A 15,991-nucleotide genomic window follows, 5' to 3' on the forward strand; every position below is an offset into this window, starting at 1 on the left:
GGAGCGAACCATGACGGGTTGATCGCTAAGGCTTCTGGAGTTTCTGCGTGACCATCAGGCGGATCACTCCCTTCTCCGGCTCGTCCGCCTGCCAGACGAACCAGTCCGCACCCACCGGAGTGCCCTGCTTGGTGGGGTACATCAGGTACGGGTCGCCCGGATAGCGCTCGGGAGGGGGTTCGGTGATCAGGTAGGTGACCTTGAGGCCGCGCTTCTCGATCTCCGGCAGGACCTCGCCCACGGTCTTGCCCTCCACCCGGTACCCGCCCAGCGACGTGACCTCCGGGAAGGGCATCTTCGGCACGACGTGCTGTACGTCGTCGGGGACCAGCTCGCAGGGCGCCACCGGGTCCCGCATGAGGATCGTGCTGGTGTCGCTCCCTCCGTAGACGGGATCGACCGCAAGGGTCCAGACGAAGGTCTGGCCGGGCTTGAACAGCTTGGTGTTGATCTGCATCTGCCAGCCCGAGCCGGCGTCGTCGCCGGGGATGTTCCTGGGCGCGTAATACAGGCCGCGGGGGATGTCCGTCACGGGTTCGGCGCGCGGCTCCTTGCATTTCTGGCCCGCCGGGACGAAGTCCACGATGGCGGGCACGTTGAGGCTCTTGAGCTGCCTGGTCAGTCCCGCCGCGTCCCGGAAGTCGCGTACGGTGACGTACACGATGCCGTCGGAGTCCTTGGTAACGGCGTAGGCGCGGTCGGCCCCGCCCATGGACGAGACCGTGACCACGCTCGCCACGGCGGCGATCGCCGCCCCCGCCGCCACGGCCAGGACCATCCGGCGGCGTGGCCATCCGGCCCGCTCGGCCACCGCGTGCGGCCGTCCGGCCCGCTCGGCCGCCGCCCGCGCCGCCACGTGCTCCTTCAGCTCGGCCAGCCGGCGCTCTTCGAAACCGGCGAGAGACCCGTTCATGACGATCCTTTCAAGATGGCTTCCGGGCGGTGACCGGATTCGATCATCAGCCGGCGGTGCGCGCGATGCAGCCGCACCCGGGCGGTGCCGACGCGGATGCGCAGGGCCATGGCGGCGTCGGCGACCGACAGGCCGTCGATGTCCACCAGTTCGGCCACGGCCCTCAGGCTCTTGGGCAACTTCGCGATGGCCGACAGCAGCGGGCGGGCGGCCCGCTCGGCGTCGATGCGCTCCTCCAAGCGGGCGATGTCGTCGGCGTCCAGGGTGCGCCGTCCCGCCGCCCTGCCGCTCTTGTGCAACTCTCTGGCCGCTCTGCGCAGCTCGGACGCCACCACGTTGCGCGCGATGCCGAACAGCCACGCCACCTCGCCGCCCCGCTCGGCCTTGTACGTGCCCGCGGTGTCGATGGCGGCCAGGAAGATCTCGGTGGTGAGGTCGTCCACCGTGTGCGGATCGGTCACCCGGCGGGCCACGAAGCGGCTCACGCGTTCGGCGTGTCTTCGGTAGAAGACCTCGAAGGCCTCAGGATCCCGCATCGTCCGCAGGAGGCCCTCCGATGATGTGTCTGCCATCCAGTGCGCCTTCCGCTTGCTCGGGGCTTTCCCCTTATTGGCGAGCAAGGGCGCAGAACATTACATCCCGGTCAGATTTCTTCAAGACGGGATCACATGAGGACGCGGGTGCTGCTTCATGGGGACGACGGCAGCACCCGTGCCGGGGGAACTGCCTCAGTTCACGTACGCCCACAGGTCGTAGGTGTAGAACATCGGGTTCTCGGGCTGGTGGGTGCTGCACCACCAGGTCTGCCAGCGTCCGGTCTCCTGTCCTGACCGGCCGAAGCTGATGCAGACGTCATAGGGCAGGTTGCTGTAGACGACTTGGAGTGTGGACGAGGCGTGCGCTGGCGTGCTCGTGGCCAGGATCGGCGTCAGAGCGGTGACCGCGAGAAGCGACAAGGCGGTGATTCGGCGACGCACCAGTTCTCCCCTCATGAAGGGCCGGAAATCGCGAAGAGCGATCACCGTGAATTGGACGACAAGCACCGCACCGCCGCAAGATCCGCCCCCGCCCGGCCCCGACGACCAGCGCGAACATCGCGGACGCGATGAAAGCTTCATCTCGGGCCCCGCCCTCCTGACCGGGAACGCCGGACCACAACCGGGTGTGTCAGAAACTCTGCGCGGGGGTGATCAGGCGAAATCCTGATGACCTGGGGCAAGGCTGCTTCTACGCTCACTCCTCATGGACGCTAACGAGCACCTGCTGAACGTGGTCGATGTCGAAGCGACATGCTGGGAGGGACAGCCGCCGCCCGGCCAGGTGAGCGAAATCATCGAAATCGGGCTCACTGTCGTTGATCTGCGCGCGGGCGAGCGCCTCGCCAAGCACCGGCTGCTTGTACGCCCAGCCCGATCGAGGGTGAGCCCATTCTGTACGGAGCTGACGGGGCTGACGCAGACCGAGGTAGACGGGGGTCTTCCCTTTGCTGAGGCGTGCCGAGCGCTGGCGGCCCAGCATCAGACGGGCTTGCTGCCCTGGGCCAGTTGGGGTGACTACGATCGTAACCAGTTCACCCGCCAGTGCCGCCAGACGGGTACGGAGTACCCCTTCTGCCAGCGTCACACCAACGCGAAGGTCGCCTTCACCGTCTCTAACGGCCTGCGACGACGCCCTGGAATGGCCCAGGCCTTGATGATGGCCGGCCTCCCGCTGGAGGGCCGCCACCACCGAGGCGACGACGACGCGTGGAACATCGCTGCCCTCGTGCTACATCTGGCGAGGCGCGGAGACTGGCCTGTCAGCTAGCTTCCCCGATTCACGGCGGCTGGCGGCCGCGTTGCGGATGCGGGGACGTCAGGTGGTCCACGATCGGGGCCGGGTGTTGTTCGATCTCCCCCTGCTCAAGCAGTGCTTCGCCGATCTCGCCCTGGCCAACGGCGACGGCCTGACCACGCGGCTCCTGCGCGACTCCGGGGCCGACACCGCCCGCAGCCAGGACTGGAGTACGGCGCTGGCCCGCTACGCCATCGCCGGCGCTAGCCGTTCTTGGCCACCGCGCCTCTGACGCAGACGGGCTTGGACCAGGCGACCTTGCTCGTCTTCGAGATCTGCAGTGGGACGCCCACCAGGAAGCAGTAGCCGGTGTCCGGGTCCAGGCCGCTCACACGGGCCGAGGTGGTGCCGGGCTGGAGGGCGGTGATCGCCTGCTCGCCCTGCTTGGCCGGGGAGCGCTGGACCACGACCGGGTAGCGGGCGGACTCCTTCGGCAGCGCCCACCGCAGCTCCACCAGTGTGCTGCGGTCGGCCACCACGCGTACCCGGCGCGGGGCCAGTGCGGCCAGGGCTTCCTTGCCGACGTTCTCGGACGGCTTGGCGGCGGTCGAGGGGGGCTGGGACCGCTGCGGGTCGGCCAGGGGAGCTTCGTTCTGTATCGACAGGTATACGGCGAACCCGGCGCCCGCTAGTGCCACGATCGTGGCGGCGGCTCCGATCGCCATCACCCGGGTCCTCGTACTGCCAGGCGTCCTCGAACCGTCGGACGGAACTCCGCTCGACGCGTGCGCGGGACCGGCTGGGTATGCGGCGCCGAACGAGGAGCCGGTCTGCGCCGGGTGCGCCGGTGGGACCGTGGCGGGGGCGCTCGACCCGTCCGTGCCGAGCTGGGAACCGGTCGCGTGCGGGCCGCCGAACTGCGGACCCGACGGCTGGAGCCCAGCGGGGTGGTGGCCGGACGGTTGCGGTGCGAAAGGGTTCTGATCAGGCGGTTGAGGCGCCGAGGGTTGGGGCGGCGCGAAGGGGCTCTGATCAGGCGGTTGAGGTCCCGAGGGCTGCGGCGCGAAAGGGCTGTAGCCCGTCGGCAGCGGGCCGCTCGCCGGGCGCGCCGGGTTCGGTGCGTACGCACCGGTCGCGGGCCCGGCCAAGTGCGCGCCCGTCGAGGGGCCGGGCACCGGGGGCTCGCCGCTGTCGGCTCGCCGGGGAGTCGTCGAAGGCACGGGCCCGGCATCTTGCCCGACCAGGTCCGTCACCGATAGTCCCAGCTCCGCCTGCACCTGCCGCAGCCGCTGCGCCAACTCGCGCGCCGAGCCGTACCGTACCTCCGGCTGCTTCGCCATCGCCCGCAGCACCGTCTCGAACACCACCGGTGGCATGTCGGCGCGGTTGATCGGCGGCGGATCCGCGCTCAGCACCCGGTACATCAGCGGCGCGATCGACGGGTCCGTCGGGCTGTGGAAGGCGGGCTGCCCGGCGAGCAGATGGTAGAGCGTCGAGCCGAGCGAATAGATGTCGGATGAGGCGGAGTGCGGCTGCCCGGTCAGCACCTCCGGCGCCGCGTGCAGCGGCGTGAACGCCTGCGCCGTGGCCGAGATCTCCGCCGAGTCGACGACCCTGGCCACGCCGAAGTCGGCCACGGCCGGCTCGCCGTACCGGGAGATGAGGATGTTCTGCGGTTTGATATCGCCGTGCAGGACCCCCGCCTCGTGTACGGCGGCCAGCGCCCCGGCCAGCTTCACGCCGGTGCGCAGCACGTCGGGCACCTGCAGCGGCCCCTCCTTGCGGACCTTGTCGCGCAGCGAGCCGTTCTCGAAGAAGTCCATGGCGATGTACGGCTTGCCGGAGCGCGTCACGCCGGTGTCGAACACGGTGACCACGTTCGGATGGCCGGTGAGCCGGCCGGTGAGCTGGAGTTCGCGCTGGAACCTGCGCATGGTCCGCTGGTCGACCCGGTCCACGGACAGGACTTTCAGCGCCACGATCCGATCGAGGCGCTCCTGGTAGGCGCGGTAGACTATGGCGAACCCGCCCTGGCCGGCCTGATCGAGTACCCGGTAGCCGGGCGCGTCCTCGACTGGCAGCACAGTACTCCCCCCTGTCACGGGCGAGTTTAATGTGATTTTTCCGGACTAGAGCGGATTCATGAGATAGGCGCCGGCCACCACGGAGGCGCCCGCCACGACCAGGAAGAAGAACACATAGAAGCCGCCGGGCAGGATGGTCAGCCTGGCGAGCTGGTCGGCGTCGGAGTCACGCGCCTGCCGCCTGCGCCGCTTGCGCTGTAACTCGATGATCGGCCGCACCCCGCCGAACAGCAGGAACCAGACCGCCACCAGCGCCACGACCTGCTGCACATTGTCCGGCGCGTACATCGACAGGGCGAACACCGCGCCACCCGTCGCGAGCAGGATCAGCGCGCCGTACAGGTTGCGGATCAGTAGCAGCATGCAGACCAGGAACAGCAGCACGGTCCACATCAGCAACGTGATGCGTCCCTGCTCGGTCAGCCACGCGGCGGCCAGCCCGAGCAACGACGGCGCCAGATAGCCCGCCAGCGCGGTCAGCACCATGCCGGGGCCGGTGGGCCGGCCTCTGGTCAGCGTTACGCCGGAGGTGTCGGAATGCAGGCGAATGCCTTCGAGCTTCCGGCGGGTGACCAGCGCCATCAGCGCGTGGCCGCCTTCGTGGGCGATCGTGATCAGGCCCCTGGACAGTTGCCAGGACATGCCGAAACTGACGATCGCGAGCGCGACGAGTGCCGAGACCACCACGACCCACGGGTCGGGGGCAGGCTGAACCTCGATCAGGTGGGCCCAGAGCTTGTCCATCGAGGTATGACCCTATCCAGGTAAAGACCCGCTCGTGCTCACAGAACAAGATTCTGACGCTGCGCGTCTTTTCCGCCAAGTCGCCGCTTGATCTGGTTCCTGTGGGGAAGGTGGTGCTCGGCACAGATTTCCCGACAATTCCCCACTCGTACGCGCACCGGCTGGCCGCTCTTCACTCGTTCGATCTGGGAGGCGACTGGCCGGGGGCCGTATGCTGGCATAACGGTACAACCATGATCTGATGGGCAAGGTGAACGACCAGCACGTGGCGCTGATCCGCGCCTTCTACGAGGCACTCGGCCGCACCGACTACGCGGCGATGGAGAGTTGCTACCACCCGGAGGTGAGCTTCGGCGACCCCGTCTTCCTGGAAGTGGAGGGGCGGCGGCGGGTGATGGCGATGTGGCGGCTGCAGCTGGGCGTGAGCGACGGGCTGAAGTCGGAGTTCAGGGACGTGACGGCCGACGACTTCACCGGTACGGCGCGCTGGACCTCCCGCTACACCTTCTCCCGTACGGGTCGCGAAGTGGTCAACGAGATCGACGCGCTGTTCAGGTTCGAGGACGGCCTGATCGTCAGGCACCACGACGACTTCGACTTCAAACGCTGGTCCCGGATGGCGCTGGGCAGGCCGCACGGCCTGCTGTTCGGCTGGACGCCCATGTGGCGCAAGTCGATCAGGGACCGGGCGACGCGGGCACTCGACGAACTCGAGTAGAGATTTGGGTAAGGGGCGCGCAATGGCACGGATGAAGGGTTTCGGACGCGGAGGCGGCAGCGCCCGCGAGCCTGCGCCTGAGCACTCGATGGACCCGCGCCCCGGCGAAGAGGCTCCCTACCAGCCCACTGTCATCGACAACGCGATCTATCAGGACGGCAAGCGGGTCGACAACCCCGCCTCGCTGGCCGACGCCTTCGAACGTCTCAAGGAACTGCCCGACAGTCTCGCCTGGATCGGCCTCTACCGGCCGAAGGACTGGGAGCTGGCCAAGCTGGCCGAGGAGTTCCAGCTGCACCCGCTGGCCATCGAGGACGCCATCGTGGGCTCCCAGCGGCCCAAGGCCGACCGCTACGGCGACATGCTGTTCGTCGTCCTGCGCGCCGCCCGCTACCTCGACGACGTCGAGGAGGTCGCGTTCGGCGAGCTGCACGTCTTCGTCGGGGCCAACTTCGTGATCACCGTACGGCACGCGGAGGCGCCTGACCTGCAGGCCGTACGCAAGCGCATGGAATCGGACCCCGACCTGCTCCGCCAGGGCCCGCAGGCGGTGCTGTACGCCATCCTCGACGCCGTGGTCGACGGCTACGCCCCGGTGGTCGCCGGGCTGCAGAAGGACATCGAGGAGATCGAGGCCCAGGTGTTCGGCGGCGACCCGTCCGTCTCCCGGCGCGTCTACGAGCTGTCGGGCGAGGTCATCGAGTTCCAGCGGGCCACCACGCCACTGGTACGGATGATCGACGGGTTCATCGCCGGGGCGACCAAGTACGGCGTCAACGAGGAGCTGCAGAGCTACCTGCGTGACGTGGCCGACCACGCCATCACGGTCAACGAACGCGTGGCCTCCTTCCGGCAGATGCTCCAGGACATCCTGCTGGTCAACTCGACGCTGGTGACCCAGGCGCAGAACGAGGAGATCGCCAGGATGACGGAGGCCAGCATCCGGCAGGGTGAGGAGGTCAAGAAGATCTCCGCGTGGGCGGCCATCCTGTTCGCCCCGACATTGGTCGGCACCATTTACGGGATGAACTTCGACTTCATGCCCGAGACGCACTGGGTGTTCGGCTACCCGTTCGCGATGCTGCTGATGGGCCTGGTCTGCCTGATCCTCTACACGGTCTTCAAGCGCCGCGATTGGCTCTAGGCCATTCACTCGGAATCTGCGCGCATACCTAGCTATTCCGCTTCAACATCTTCTTCTCTCTGGTTACCATCCAATCGACCCCGCCTCCACGAGATCGGGCGAGATCAGGCCATGATGGCGACGCAGGCACAGATCGACGCCGCCAGGCGGCAGATCGAACAGCTACGCGATCAGCATGCGAATGACGTGATCGCGCTGGCTCGCCTGGCTCTCGATCTGATCCCTTAACTTCGTAGCCAGGGTCTTGGCCGATGCCGCGCCTTCGGCGGGAGACTTCGACAGCCAGTCGGATTCGTTGGCCCAGAGGATGCCGCCCTTGCCGGATTTACGGTCTGGTTCGGCGAGAATCCCGCCATTTCACGCGATACCTCCTGTCCGACGCCCCTTGCCAGGACGACGCCGAGCAGATCGTCGCCGAACTCGGCGCCAACGCCCTCCAGCACACCGGCAGCGGCCGCCACGGCGGGACCTTCATCGTCGAGTTCACCCGCACGACCGTCACGACCACCGTCGCTGTCTACGACTGCGGCTGGGGTGGGTGCCCCCGCTTCGGCATGGCCTGCCGGACCACTGCGGAGTGTGGCCGTGGGCTGGCCCTCGTCACCGCGATCGCCGACCAGGTGGGGTGTGAAGGCGACAAGGAGGTGGGCCACAGGGTGTGGGCGAAGATCCACACCAACCCCTGCCCATAGATCCGGTCTGCCCCTCTATCAAACGATTCTGTTCGCTACAGCATGAGGGCCAGGTCGATGAGGCGGTTGGAGTACCCCCACTCGTTGTCGTACCAGCCGACGACCTTGACCTGCGAGCCCATTACGCGGGTCAGCTCGGCGTCGAAGACGCACGAGGCCGGGTCGCCGACGATGTCACTGCTCACGATGGGCGCGTCGGTGTAGGTCAGCAGACCCTTGTACGGACCGGCCGCGGCCTCGGCGTAGGCGTCCTTCACCTCCTGCACGGTGGTGGCGCGGCTGGTGGTGACGGTCAGGTCGGTGACCGAGCCGTTGGACACGGGCACTCGCAGCGCGAACGCGTCCAGCCGGCCCCGCAACTCCGGCAGCACCAGACCGATCGCCTTGGCCGCCCCGCTGGAGGTGGGCACGATGCTGAGCGCCGCCGCCCGGGCCCGCCGCAGGTCCTTGTGGGGCGCGTCCTGCAGGTTCTGGTCCTGCGTGTAGGCGTGGACGGTGGTCATCATGCCCGACTCGATGCCGACCGCGTCGTGCAGCACCTTGGCCAGCACACCCAGGCAGTTGGTGGTGCACGAGGCGTTGGAGATGATTGTGTGGCGCGCTGGGTCGTAGACGTCGTGGTTCACGCCGAGCACGATCGTGACGTCCTCCCCGCTGGCCGGTGCGGCGATGACGACCTTCTTCGCGCCGCCGTCCACGTGCGCGCGGGCCTGCTCGGCCTTGGTGAAGATCCCGGTGGACTCGATCACCACGTCCACGCCCAGGTCACCCCACGGCAGGTCGGCGGGGTCGCGCTCGGCCAGAACCTTGATGGTCGCGTCCCCGGCCCGGATCGCGCCCGGCTCGGCGGCGACCTCGCCGGGGAAGCGGCCCATGATCGAGTCGTACGCCAGCAGGTGCGCCATGGTCGCCACGTCGCCGAGGTCGTTGACCGCGACGATCTCGATGTCGGCGTCGGCGCGGGCGGTCACCGCGCGGAAGACGTTCCGGCCGATCCGCCCGAACCCGTTGATGCCCAATCGAAGTGTCATACCGGACATCATAAGCAACTTAAATAAGTTTGCGATATATTTCCGACGTGAACACCACGCCGGACCAGACATCGGGCGAGACGCCGGGTGACCGCGACTCGGACCGCGACCCCGCCCAGGACGCTGACCGCGACGGCGACCTGGACGTGAATGCCTTCGCCACCGCGATCGAGAACTTCAACCGCTTCTACATCCGCCTCCCCATGCTGGAGAAGCTGTCGTTCACGACACTGTCGGTGCTCGACACCCTCGCCACCCGCGGCGCCCCCATGCGGCTGACCGACCTCACCAAGACCGAGCAGGTCAGCCAGCCCGGCATCACCCAGCTCGTCACCCGGCTGGAGCGCGACGGACTCGTGGAACGCCGCCCCGACCCCAGCGACCGGCGCGCCGTCCTGGTCCACATCACCGAGGCCGGACGCCAGATCGGGCGCTCCCGCCACGACGACCGCACCCGCCACCTGGTCCCGCTCATCGCCCAGCTGACCCCCGAGCAGCGCCAGGCGATCACCGACGCCCTCCCGGCCCTAACCCGCTTGGCCGAACTCGGACAGGCGAGCGCCGAATCAGTCGTCCGCTGAATCCGGAACTCCCGCCGGCGGATGCGTCCGATCCCCACAGTGGGGATAACCCACCCGTGCCTGGACGTCCGCCTTCAGCTGGGCGATCTCCTCGCCATCCGTGCGACCCTTCGGCTTCGAGGTCGCTCTCAGTCCGATTCGTTTTCGGTGAAGAGGTCTTGGAGGGTCTGGGCGGTGGCCGCGCGGGTGAGCCAGGTTTCGAGTTGGGCGAGGTCTGTGCAGGTGGTGATCTGGGCGCGAATGTCATCGGGGACGTTGAAGTCGCGGGCGTCCAGTACGAGCAGCACCGATCTGGCAGCCTCTTCCGCCTTGCCTTCTGTCTTGCCTTCCGTTTTGCCGCGGCCGAAGTGCTCGCGGGCGAAGGGGCTGTAGACCGGCCATTCGGTAGACGCGGACTTCATGATCTCCTCCAGGAGGCAGCGGATCGCGGGCGCGGACATGCTGTATGCGTATTCATAATACTTCGGAGCGTGTTCATCGGTCACGTCTGCCAGCGCGGCGGCGAACGCCTCGACGACCTTGCGGTTGAGACCGTGAATCATGACCGACATGGCCGCAAGGTCCGGGTGGGCGGCGGCCTCCTGGGGGTCGGTGATGACCGGGACGTCGTCCGGCCCCAGTACCCAGGGCCGCAGGCGGTAGCCGGTCAGCCCCGAATCGATCGGCTGTGCGTAGTGGGTGGCGACATTGCGGTCGGGGCAGATCATCAGGACTGAGACGTCGCAGCGCAGCATCAGCCACAGCGCGGCTGCGTAGCGGGCGATCTGCTTGGGATCCTTGGTCTTGTCCTGCTGGATCTCCACGATGATGGCGTGGACGGCTGTTTGCGGTGGCCCCATCACGAGGACCACGTCGGACTCGATGTCGTCGGAAGGGCGGGTGTTGAAGGTGGTCTTCTCCAGCCGGACCAGCGGAGTGGCGGGCAGGTCCACTCCCAGGAAATCGCGCAGGATCTCCACCGCCAGTTGAGGGCGGTCGGTGAACAGCTTGACGAGGGTGTCATGTGGGGGAGACGGCATGTCGCTCATTGTTGCAGTACAAGCACGGAACGTGATGGTCATTCGTGTGCCTCCACCATGAAGCCCTGCCCGAAGCCATGGGGAATCGCCTGATAAGAGCGGTTGTTCTTAGCGGCTCGCCGATGCCGGAGCGTGCACCGTTCCCCGGGCGCTGAGGGCACGCGCGACCGTGAGACTGTCCTCGTAAATGTGGTATCGGGTGATGAGTCCGTCCTCGACCGTGAGGTGCAGCGCGAACGGTGAGCTGTAAGCGGTGCCGCTGCTCCGTACCGTCTGCACGATCTCCCCGAGGACCACGGCGTCCGCCCCGTCGACCAGGATTCGCGCCACCGACGTGCCGTTCAGCTCGGGCACGTGATGAGCCTCCAGCGTACGGAAATGGTCGGCCACGTCGGCTCGGCTCGATCGCGGCCGGATCCACGGCACCGCCGGATGCCCCTCAGCGGGCCAGTCGAGCTGCCAGTCGATCGGCTCGGCGAACAACTCGGCGACACGGTCGTGATCGCCCTCGGCGATACGCCGCATCAGCGCTTCCACGATGTCACGGGTGGCACTGGCGTTATGGGTCATGCCGCAAGCCTGTCCGAGCCTGGTGCGGCCTGTCGATTACCTGCCAGATAAGCGGATTCCTAGAGGAGGCCGGCGTCGCGTACCTTCATGGCGACCTGGACGCGGCTGTCGCTGCCCAGTTTCGCGAAGATCCGGGTGATGTTCGCCTTCACGGTCGCGACGCTCATGTGGAGCTGCCCGGCGATTTCGGCGTTCGATCTGCCTCGGGCCACCTCGATCGCGACCTCTCGCTCGCGGTCGGTGAGTCTGGCCAGCTCCCGCGGCGCCTCCGCGCGCTGCGGTTCGCCCGCGCCGGTCGCTGCGGCGATCACCTGCCGGGCGATGCTCGGCGACAGTACCGGCTCACCCCTCGCCACGGTGCGGACCGCCTCGATCATCTTCGGTGGTGGCGTGTCCTTCAGCAGAAAGCCGTCGGCACCGAGCCGCAGAGCGCGCAGCACCATGTCGTCGGCGTCGAAGGTGGTGAGTACGAGGATCCGGGGCGGGTCCGGCTGGGCCAGCAGCAGCTCGGTGGTGGTCAGCCCGTCCTGGTTGGGCATCCGGATGTCCATGAGCACGACATCGGGCCGCAGGTCGCGGATCACATCCATGGCCTGCCGGCCGTCCCCGGCCTCGCCGACCAGGTCCAGGTCGGGCTCGCCGCCGAGAATCAGGCGCAGGCCGGTGCGTACCATCGGGTCGTCATCCACGATCACCAGTCGAGTCACGGGGTGAAGTCTCCCATGGCAGCGTGGCGTCGAGGATGAAGCGTCCGTCCCGTACGGCGTGGCTGAGAGTGCCGCCGGCCATCCGGATGCGTTCTGCCAAGCCGACCAGCCCCAGCCTCGAGCCCGGTCCCGCGGCCGTCGCGAACAGCGCCGGGTTGCTCACCCGGATGCGCAGGCCGTCGCCCGGCCGCCCGCCGAGTTCGGCCATCACCCGGCTGCCCGGCGCATGCTTGCGCGCATTGGTAAGAGCCTCCTGCACGATCCGGTACGCGTGCCGCCCGGTCGGCGTCGGCAGCAGTTCCCGGTCACCGATGGTGTCGTCCACCTCGACCTGCTGACCGGCGGTGCGCACCTCGTCGAAGAGGGCATCGAGATGGGTCAGGTTCGGTTGCGGGGCTTCCAGGGATTCGTCGTGCCGGAGCGTGCCGAGCACGGTGCGCAGCTCGTTCAGTGACTGGTGCGCGTTCTCCTGGATGGCCAGTGCGGCCTCGCGGGTCTCCTCGGCGCTGAGGTCCTTCCGGTACGCCAGGCCGCCGGCGAGCATGGACAGCAGGGAGATCCGATGAGCCAGGACGTCGTGCATCTCGTGGGCGATCTTGAGCCGTTCCGCCAGCTTGGCCTGCTCGATCAGCTGCAGCTGTTGACGTTCGGCGAGCAGGGCCGTCTCTTGCTGTGAGGCGGCCAGGTCCTGGCGGCCGCGGAAGTAGAGGCCGAAGAGGGTCAGTCCGCCGAGGATGGCGGTTCCGGTCATGATGGACACATCGGTCGCCTCGGTGATGGCCGGAAGGGCGGCGAACGCCACCACGCTCAGCCAGGACACGACCGCGACGGGGACGATCTGACGCCACCGACGATGCATGCACAAGGAGACATACGTGACGTATGCCGGGCCGCTCGCCGTGCTGGAGAACGCGTTCAGCAGGGCGGTGACCAGGGCGATCTGCCACGGCCAGCGACGCCGCCACCCCATCAGGACAAGAGCGATCACGCCGAGCCCCACATCGACCAGTGCCGACGGAAACCGGTAAGGGTCGCGGGAAACGACCGCGATCAAGGTGGCTCCATGGAACAGCATCGGCAGCAGGGCGCACACATAGCGCAGTGTGATGCTCTGCGGGTCCAGGGCCGCCCGGCTCTCCTTCAGGTCGTGCACGCCCTACAGCCTAGAGATCTCCTGGCCGAAGCCTTAGCGACCCAGGTCCACATCCAGGTGGCCAAAGGTCTAGAACCGGACTCGACCTGGGTTCGATGACCGGCGGCGTCGCGTCCGGTGAACTTGATCCATGATCGAGTTCGACCACGTCAGCAAGTTCTACAAGAACGTGAAGGCACTGGACGACGTGTCCTTCACCGCCGAAGCGGGCAGCGTCACCGGCTTCCTCGGGCCCAACGGCGCCGGAAAGTCCACGGCCATGCGCATCCTGGCCGGGCTGTCCCGTCCCACCTCGGGCTCGGCCACCGTGCTGGGCCGACCGTACATCGAGTTGGATTGCCCGGGTTCCCAGGTGGGCGTGCTTCTCGACGCCGCTGCCCAGCATCCCGGCCGGACCGGCCGGGAGATCCTGACCCTGAGCGCGATGCTGCTCGGACTGCCGAAGTCGCGGGTCGGCGAGGTCCTCGACCTGGTCGGACTGTCCGCCAGAGAGAGCCGGCGGACGGTCGGTGGCTACTCACTCGGCATGCGGCAGCGGCTCGGCATCGCTCACGCGCTCCTCGGCCGGCCCAAGGTGCTCATCCTGGACGAGCCCGCCAACGGTCTCGACCCTCAAGGCATCCAATGGATACGCGGGCTGCTGCGCAACCTCGCCGACTCGGGCCGTACGGTGCTGCTCAGCTCGCACCTGTTGCACGAGGTGGAGCGGGTCGCCGACCACATCGTGATGATCGGCCGCGGCCGTGTCCTCGCCCAGGGGACCGTCGACGAGCTCGGCCGGGGCCGGGACCTCGAACAGACCTTCCTCGAACTGACGGCGAACGCGGACCGGAGTGCGGCATGACCACATCGATTCCCTTCTACCGGCTGCTGTCGGTCGAGGCTCGCAAGCTCTTCGACACCCGCAGTGGCAAGATCATGACGGTGATCCTGATCGTTTTGACCCTGATGTCCATTACGGCGCGCAGCGTCATCGATGGTCCGCAGCTGGGCACCTTGATCGGGACCGCCGGAATCGGATTCAGCACCTTGCTCCCCGTCATCGGCATTCTCACGGTGACCGGCGAATGGAGCCACCGCACCGCCCTGACCACCTTCGCGCTCGAACCTCGGCGCCTGCGGGTGCTGGCGGCCAAGTGCCTGCCTCCGTTGATCACCGCCATGGCGGCCTCCCTGTTCGCGATGCTGGTCGCGGTGCCGGTGACGGCAGCCGTCGCCAGCGCCCAGGACGTCCCGGCGGGCTGGGAGATCACCCCTCTCGCCCTGCTGGGCTGGACCGCGACGAACGTCTTGGTGGTCGCGATGGGACTGTCCGTCGGCATGCTGCTCCTGAACGCGCCGGCCGCGATCGTGATCTGCCTGGCGACCCCGATGCTGTGGAGCGTCGTCGCCCGGCTCGGTGCCACCGGCGCGGCCCTGACCGAGTGGCTCGACCTGGGCAGCGCCGCCACCCCTCTGATGGTCGGCGACATGACAGGGGGCGACGCCGCTCGGCTGGCCGCGTCAATGATCTTCTGGATCGTCATCCCGATGACGCTCGGCGTCATGCGCGTGCTCCGCAAGGAAGTGAACTGACATGAGGCGCAAGCTCGTCCTGAGCATCGCCCTGATCGGCCTGGCGGCGGCCGGGTGCGCGGGTGTGGACACCTCGCGAGTGACGTCCGACGCCGTGGTCCCTCTCGACCAGGCCCCGCTCGCCGACGCCGCCGGCAAACGGGTGGTCGGGATCGGCGAGGCCACGCACGGCAACAAGGAGTTCGTCCAGACCCGCGCGTTGATCATCCAGAAGCTGGTACGAGAGTACGGCTTCCGCACCGTCGCCCTGGAGGCCGATTTCGGCGGCACGGCCACGGCCAACGACTATGTCATGAACGGCCGGGGCAGCGCGGAGGACGCGGCTAGGGCGCTCGGCTTCGACATCTACCGGACCCGCGAGATGGCGGATCTGCTCAAGTGGATCCATGACCACAACGCCGCCGTCCCCGACGCGGACAAGGTGCGTCTGTACGGCTTCGACATGCAGCGTTACGACCGGAACAAGGAGCGGCTGCTGCGTTATCTCGCCACGGTCGACCCCGCTCGGGTCCGCCCGGTCCAGGAGTCGCTGGCCGCTCTCACCGATGCCACCAGGTCCGAACAGGAGCAGGAGAAGGTCGCCGCCGCCACCACCGCCGCTGGGCGGCTCGTCGCCCAGATGACGGCGAATCGGGAGAAGTACGTCAGCCTCAGCTCCCAGGAGTCGTTCGCCCTCGCGGTGCACCACGCCGAGACGATCCAGCGCGGTGCGCAGTTACAGAATTCCGGCAATGACTACAACAGCAAGCGGGACGCCTGGATGGCCGAGAACGTCAGGTGGATCGCCGACGCGGAGGCCGCCCAAGGACGGAAGAAGGTCATAGTGGGCGGTCACAACGGCCACATCGACAAGAGCGGTGCGGCGTTCTCCTACGAGTCGATGGGGCGGCGGCTGGCCAAGGCGTACGGCAAGGACTACTTCACGATCGGCACCGAGTTCGGCACGAGCACCTTCGTCAGCAGGGACGACGGCTCCGGCGAACGCAAGCGGTTCACCGTGAGCCACACCTCGCCTTTGGCCAAGCTGTTCGGCGACCAGCCGCTGGGCTACGTGAACCTCGCGCAGGCCTCGTCGCAACCCGGCAACCGTGAGGTGCTCACCTCGGAGGTCCCGATGGGTAACGTCGGTGACGGCTTCCGGTCGATCTACAGCTCCCTGAGCTGGACGTACACGGTGAAGACGGTGCCCGCCCAGGCCTACGACGCCCTGGTGTACGTGCCGCATGCCAGCCCGGTCACCCCACTGTGATCAGTCGGCGAAGTCGGTCAGGGCCTGCTCGACCTCGG

Annotated in this window: 19 protein-coding genes; 9 read left to right on the forward strand and 10 right to left on the reverse strand. The window is 67.8% G+C overall.

Features of this window, described 5'->3' with window-relative positions; all coding sequences use genetic code 11:
* Window positions 1-25: 25 nt before the first annotated feature.
* The 3 genes from ACGFJ2_RS02535 to ACGFJ2_RS02545 all read right to left on the reverse strand — a co-directional run bounded on the left by ACGFJ2_RS02535 (window position 26) and on the right by ACGFJ2_RS02545 (window position 1,890).
* Window positions 26-913, reverse strand: coding sequence for a hypothetical protein (locus ACGFJ2_RS02535; protein WP_393463847.1), 888 nt, complete (start codon window positions 911-913; stop codon window positions 26-28).
* Window positions 910-1,485: an RNA polymerase sigma factor gene (locus tag ACGFJ2_RS02540; RefSeq protein ID WP_357960153.1), complete on the reverse strand. Its 576-nt coding sequence runs from the start codon at window positions 1,483-1,485 to the stop codon at window positions 910-912. Before ACGFJ2_RS02540 ends, ACGFJ2_RS02535 begins: the two co-directional genes overlap by 4 nt.
* Window positions 1,486-1,641: 156 nt before the next feature.
* Window positions 1,642-1,890 carry a hypothetical protein gene (locus ACGFJ2_RS02545; RefSeq protein ID WP_357960150.1) on the reverse strand — a complete coding sequence of 83 codons (249 nt, stop codon included), beginning with the start codon at window positions 1,888-1,890 and terminating at the stop codon, window positions 1,642-1,644.
* A gap of 265 nt (window positions 1,891-2,155) precedes the next feature.
* On the opposite strand from ACGFJ2_RS02545, the gene ACGFJ2_RS02550 reads away from it, so the two are divergent.
* Window positions 2,156-2,719 (forward strand): 3'-5' exonuclease, encoded by a 564-nt coding sequence (locus ACGFJ2_RS02550; RefSeq protein WP_357950780.1) that lies wholly within the window; start codon window positions 2,156-2,158, stop codon window positions 2,717-2,719.
* 52 nt (window positions 2,720-2,771) lie between these two features.
* Window positions 2,772-2,978 (forward strand): hypothetical protein, encoded by a 207-nt coding sequence (locus ACGFJ2_RS02555; protein WP_357950783.1) that lies wholly within the window; start codon window positions 2,772-2,774, stop codon window positions 2,976-2,978.
* Here the strand turns inward: ACGFJ2_RS02555 and ACGFJ2_RS02560 are convergent.
* Window positions 2,950-4,770, reverse strand: coding sequence for a protein kinase (locus tag ACGFJ2_RS02560; protein WP_393463852.1), 1,821 nt, complete (start codon window positions 4,768-4,770; stop codon window positions 2,950-2,952). The genes ACGFJ2_RS02555 and ACGFJ2_RS02560 overlap by 29 nt on opposite strands.
* A gap of 45 nt (window positions 4,771-4,815) precedes the next feature.
* Window positions 4,816-5,514, reverse strand: a complete 699-nt coding sequence (locus ACGFJ2_RS02565) for a M50 family metallopeptidase (RefSeq protein WP_357950789.1) — start codon at window positions 5,512-5,514, stop codon at window positions 4,816-4,818.
* Window positions 5,515-5,755: 241 nt separating this feature from the next.
* Here ACGFJ2_RS02565 and ACGFJ2_RS02570 point away from each other — a divergent pair, with 241 nt between their 5' ends.
* The 3 genes from ACGFJ2_RS02570 (at window position 5,756) to ACGFJ2_RS02580 (ending at window position 8,068) form a co-directional block, all read left to right on the forward strand.
* Window positions 5,756-6,232, forward strand: coding sequence for a nuclear transport factor 2 family protein (locus ACGFJ2_RS02570; RefSeq protein WP_358175781.1), 477 nt, complete (start codon window positions 5,756-5,758; stop codon window positions 6,230-6,232).
* Window positions 6,233-6,254: 22 nt separating this feature from the next.
* Entirely contained in the window at window positions 6,255-7,376 is a 1,122-nt protein-coding gene (gene corA / locus ACGFJ2_RS02575; protein ID WP_393463856.1) for a magnesium/cobalt transporter CorA, read from the forward strand.
* Between the two features lie 251 nt (window positions 7,377-7,627).
* A complete protein-coding gene (locus tag ACGFJ2_RS02580; protein ID WP_393463859.1) occupies window positions 7,628-8,068 on the forward strand; it encodes an ATP-binding protein in 441 nt (146 codons plus the stop codon).
* 35 nt (window positions 8,069-8,103) lie between these two features.
* On the opposite strand, the gene gap is transcribed toward ACGFJ2_RS02580, so the two are convergent.
* Complete coding sequence (gene gap / locus ACGFJ2_RS02585; RefSeq protein WP_393463862.1) at window positions 8,104-9,099, reverse strand: type I glyceraldehyde-3-phosphate dehydrogenase; 996 nt, start codon at window positions 9,097-9,099, stop codon at window positions 8,104-8,106.
* A gap of 47 nt (window positions 9,100-9,146) precedes the next feature.
* Here gap and ACGFJ2_RS02590 point away from each other — a divergent pair, with 47 nt between their 5' ends.
* Window positions 9,147-9,680, forward strand: coding sequence for a MarR family winged helix-turn-helix transcriptional regulator (locus ACGFJ2_RS02590; RefSeq protein ID WP_393463865.1), 534 nt, complete (start codon window positions 9,147-9,149; stop codon window positions 9,678-9,680).
* A 128-nt stretch (window positions 9,681-9,808) separates the two neighbouring features.
* On the opposite strand, the gene ACGFJ2_RS02595 is transcribed toward ACGFJ2_RS02590, so the two are convergent.
* From ACGFJ2_RS02595 to ACGFJ2_RS02610, 4 genes are all read right to left on the reverse strand, one after another.
* Window positions 9,809-10,741, reverse strand: coding sequence for a hypothetical protein (locus ACGFJ2_RS02595; RefSeq protein ID WP_393463868.1), 933 nt, complete (start codon window positions 10,739-10,741; stop codon window positions 9,809-9,811).
* A 66-nt stretch (window positions 10,742-10,807) separates the two neighbouring features.
* Window positions 10,808-11,269 carry a nuclear transport factor 2 family protein gene (locus tag ACGFJ2_RS02600; RefSeq protein WP_393463871.1) on the reverse strand — a complete coding sequence of 154 codons (462 nt, stop codon included), beginning with the start codon at window positions 11,267-11,269 and terminating at the stop codon, window positions 10,808-10,810.
* Window positions 11,270-11,328: 59 nt separating this feature from the next.
* Window positions 11,329-11,976, reverse strand: a complete 648-nt coding sequence (locus ACGFJ2_RS02605; protein WP_357950818.1) for a response regulator transcription factor — start codon at window positions 11,974-11,976, stop codon at window positions 11,329-11,331.
* Window positions 11,951-13,129: a sensor histidine kinase gene (locus tag ACGFJ2_RS02610; protein ID WP_393463874.1), complete on the reverse strand. Its 1,179-nt coding sequence runs from the start codon at window positions 13,127-13,129 to the stop codon at window positions 11,951-11,953. Before ACGFJ2_RS02610 ends, ACGFJ2_RS02605 begins: the two co-directional genes overlap by 26 nt.
* A gap of 130 nt (window positions 13,130-13,259) precedes the next feature.
* On the opposite strand from ACGFJ2_RS02610, the gene ACGFJ2_RS02615 reads away from it, so the two are divergent.
* The 3 genes from ACGFJ2_RS02615 to ACGFJ2_RS02625 are packed head-to-tail and all read left to right on the forward strand — an operon-like array spanning window position 13,260 to window position 15,953.
* A complete protein-coding gene (locus ACGFJ2_RS02615) occupies window positions 13,260-13,973 on the forward strand; it encodes an ABC transporter ATP-binding protein (RefSeq protein ID WP_393463877.1) in 714 nt (237 codons plus the stop codon).
* Window positions 13,970-14,704: an ABC transporter permease gene (locus tag ACGFJ2_RS02620; RefSeq protein WP_393463880.1), complete on the forward strand. Its 735-nt coding sequence runs from the start codon at window positions 13,970-13,972 to the stop codon at window positions 14,702-14,704. Before ACGFJ2_RS02615 ends, ACGFJ2_RS02620 begins: the two co-directional genes overlap by 4 nt.
* A gap of 1 nt (window position 14,705) precedes the next feature.
* Window positions 14,706-15,953 carry an erythromycin esterase family protein gene (locus tag ACGFJ2_RS02625; RefSeq protein ID WP_393463883.1) on the forward strand — a complete coding sequence of 416 codons (1,248 nt, stop codon included), beginning with the start codon at window positions 14,706-14,708 and terminating at the stop codon, window positions 15,951-15,953.
* The last annotated feature ends 38 nt before the right edge of the window (window positions 15,954-15,991 follow it).

The organism is Nonomuraea sp. NPDC049028, assembly GCF_043197735.1.
GTDB lineage: Bacteria > Actinomycetota > Actinomycetes > Streptosporangiales > Streptosporangiaceae > Nonomuraea.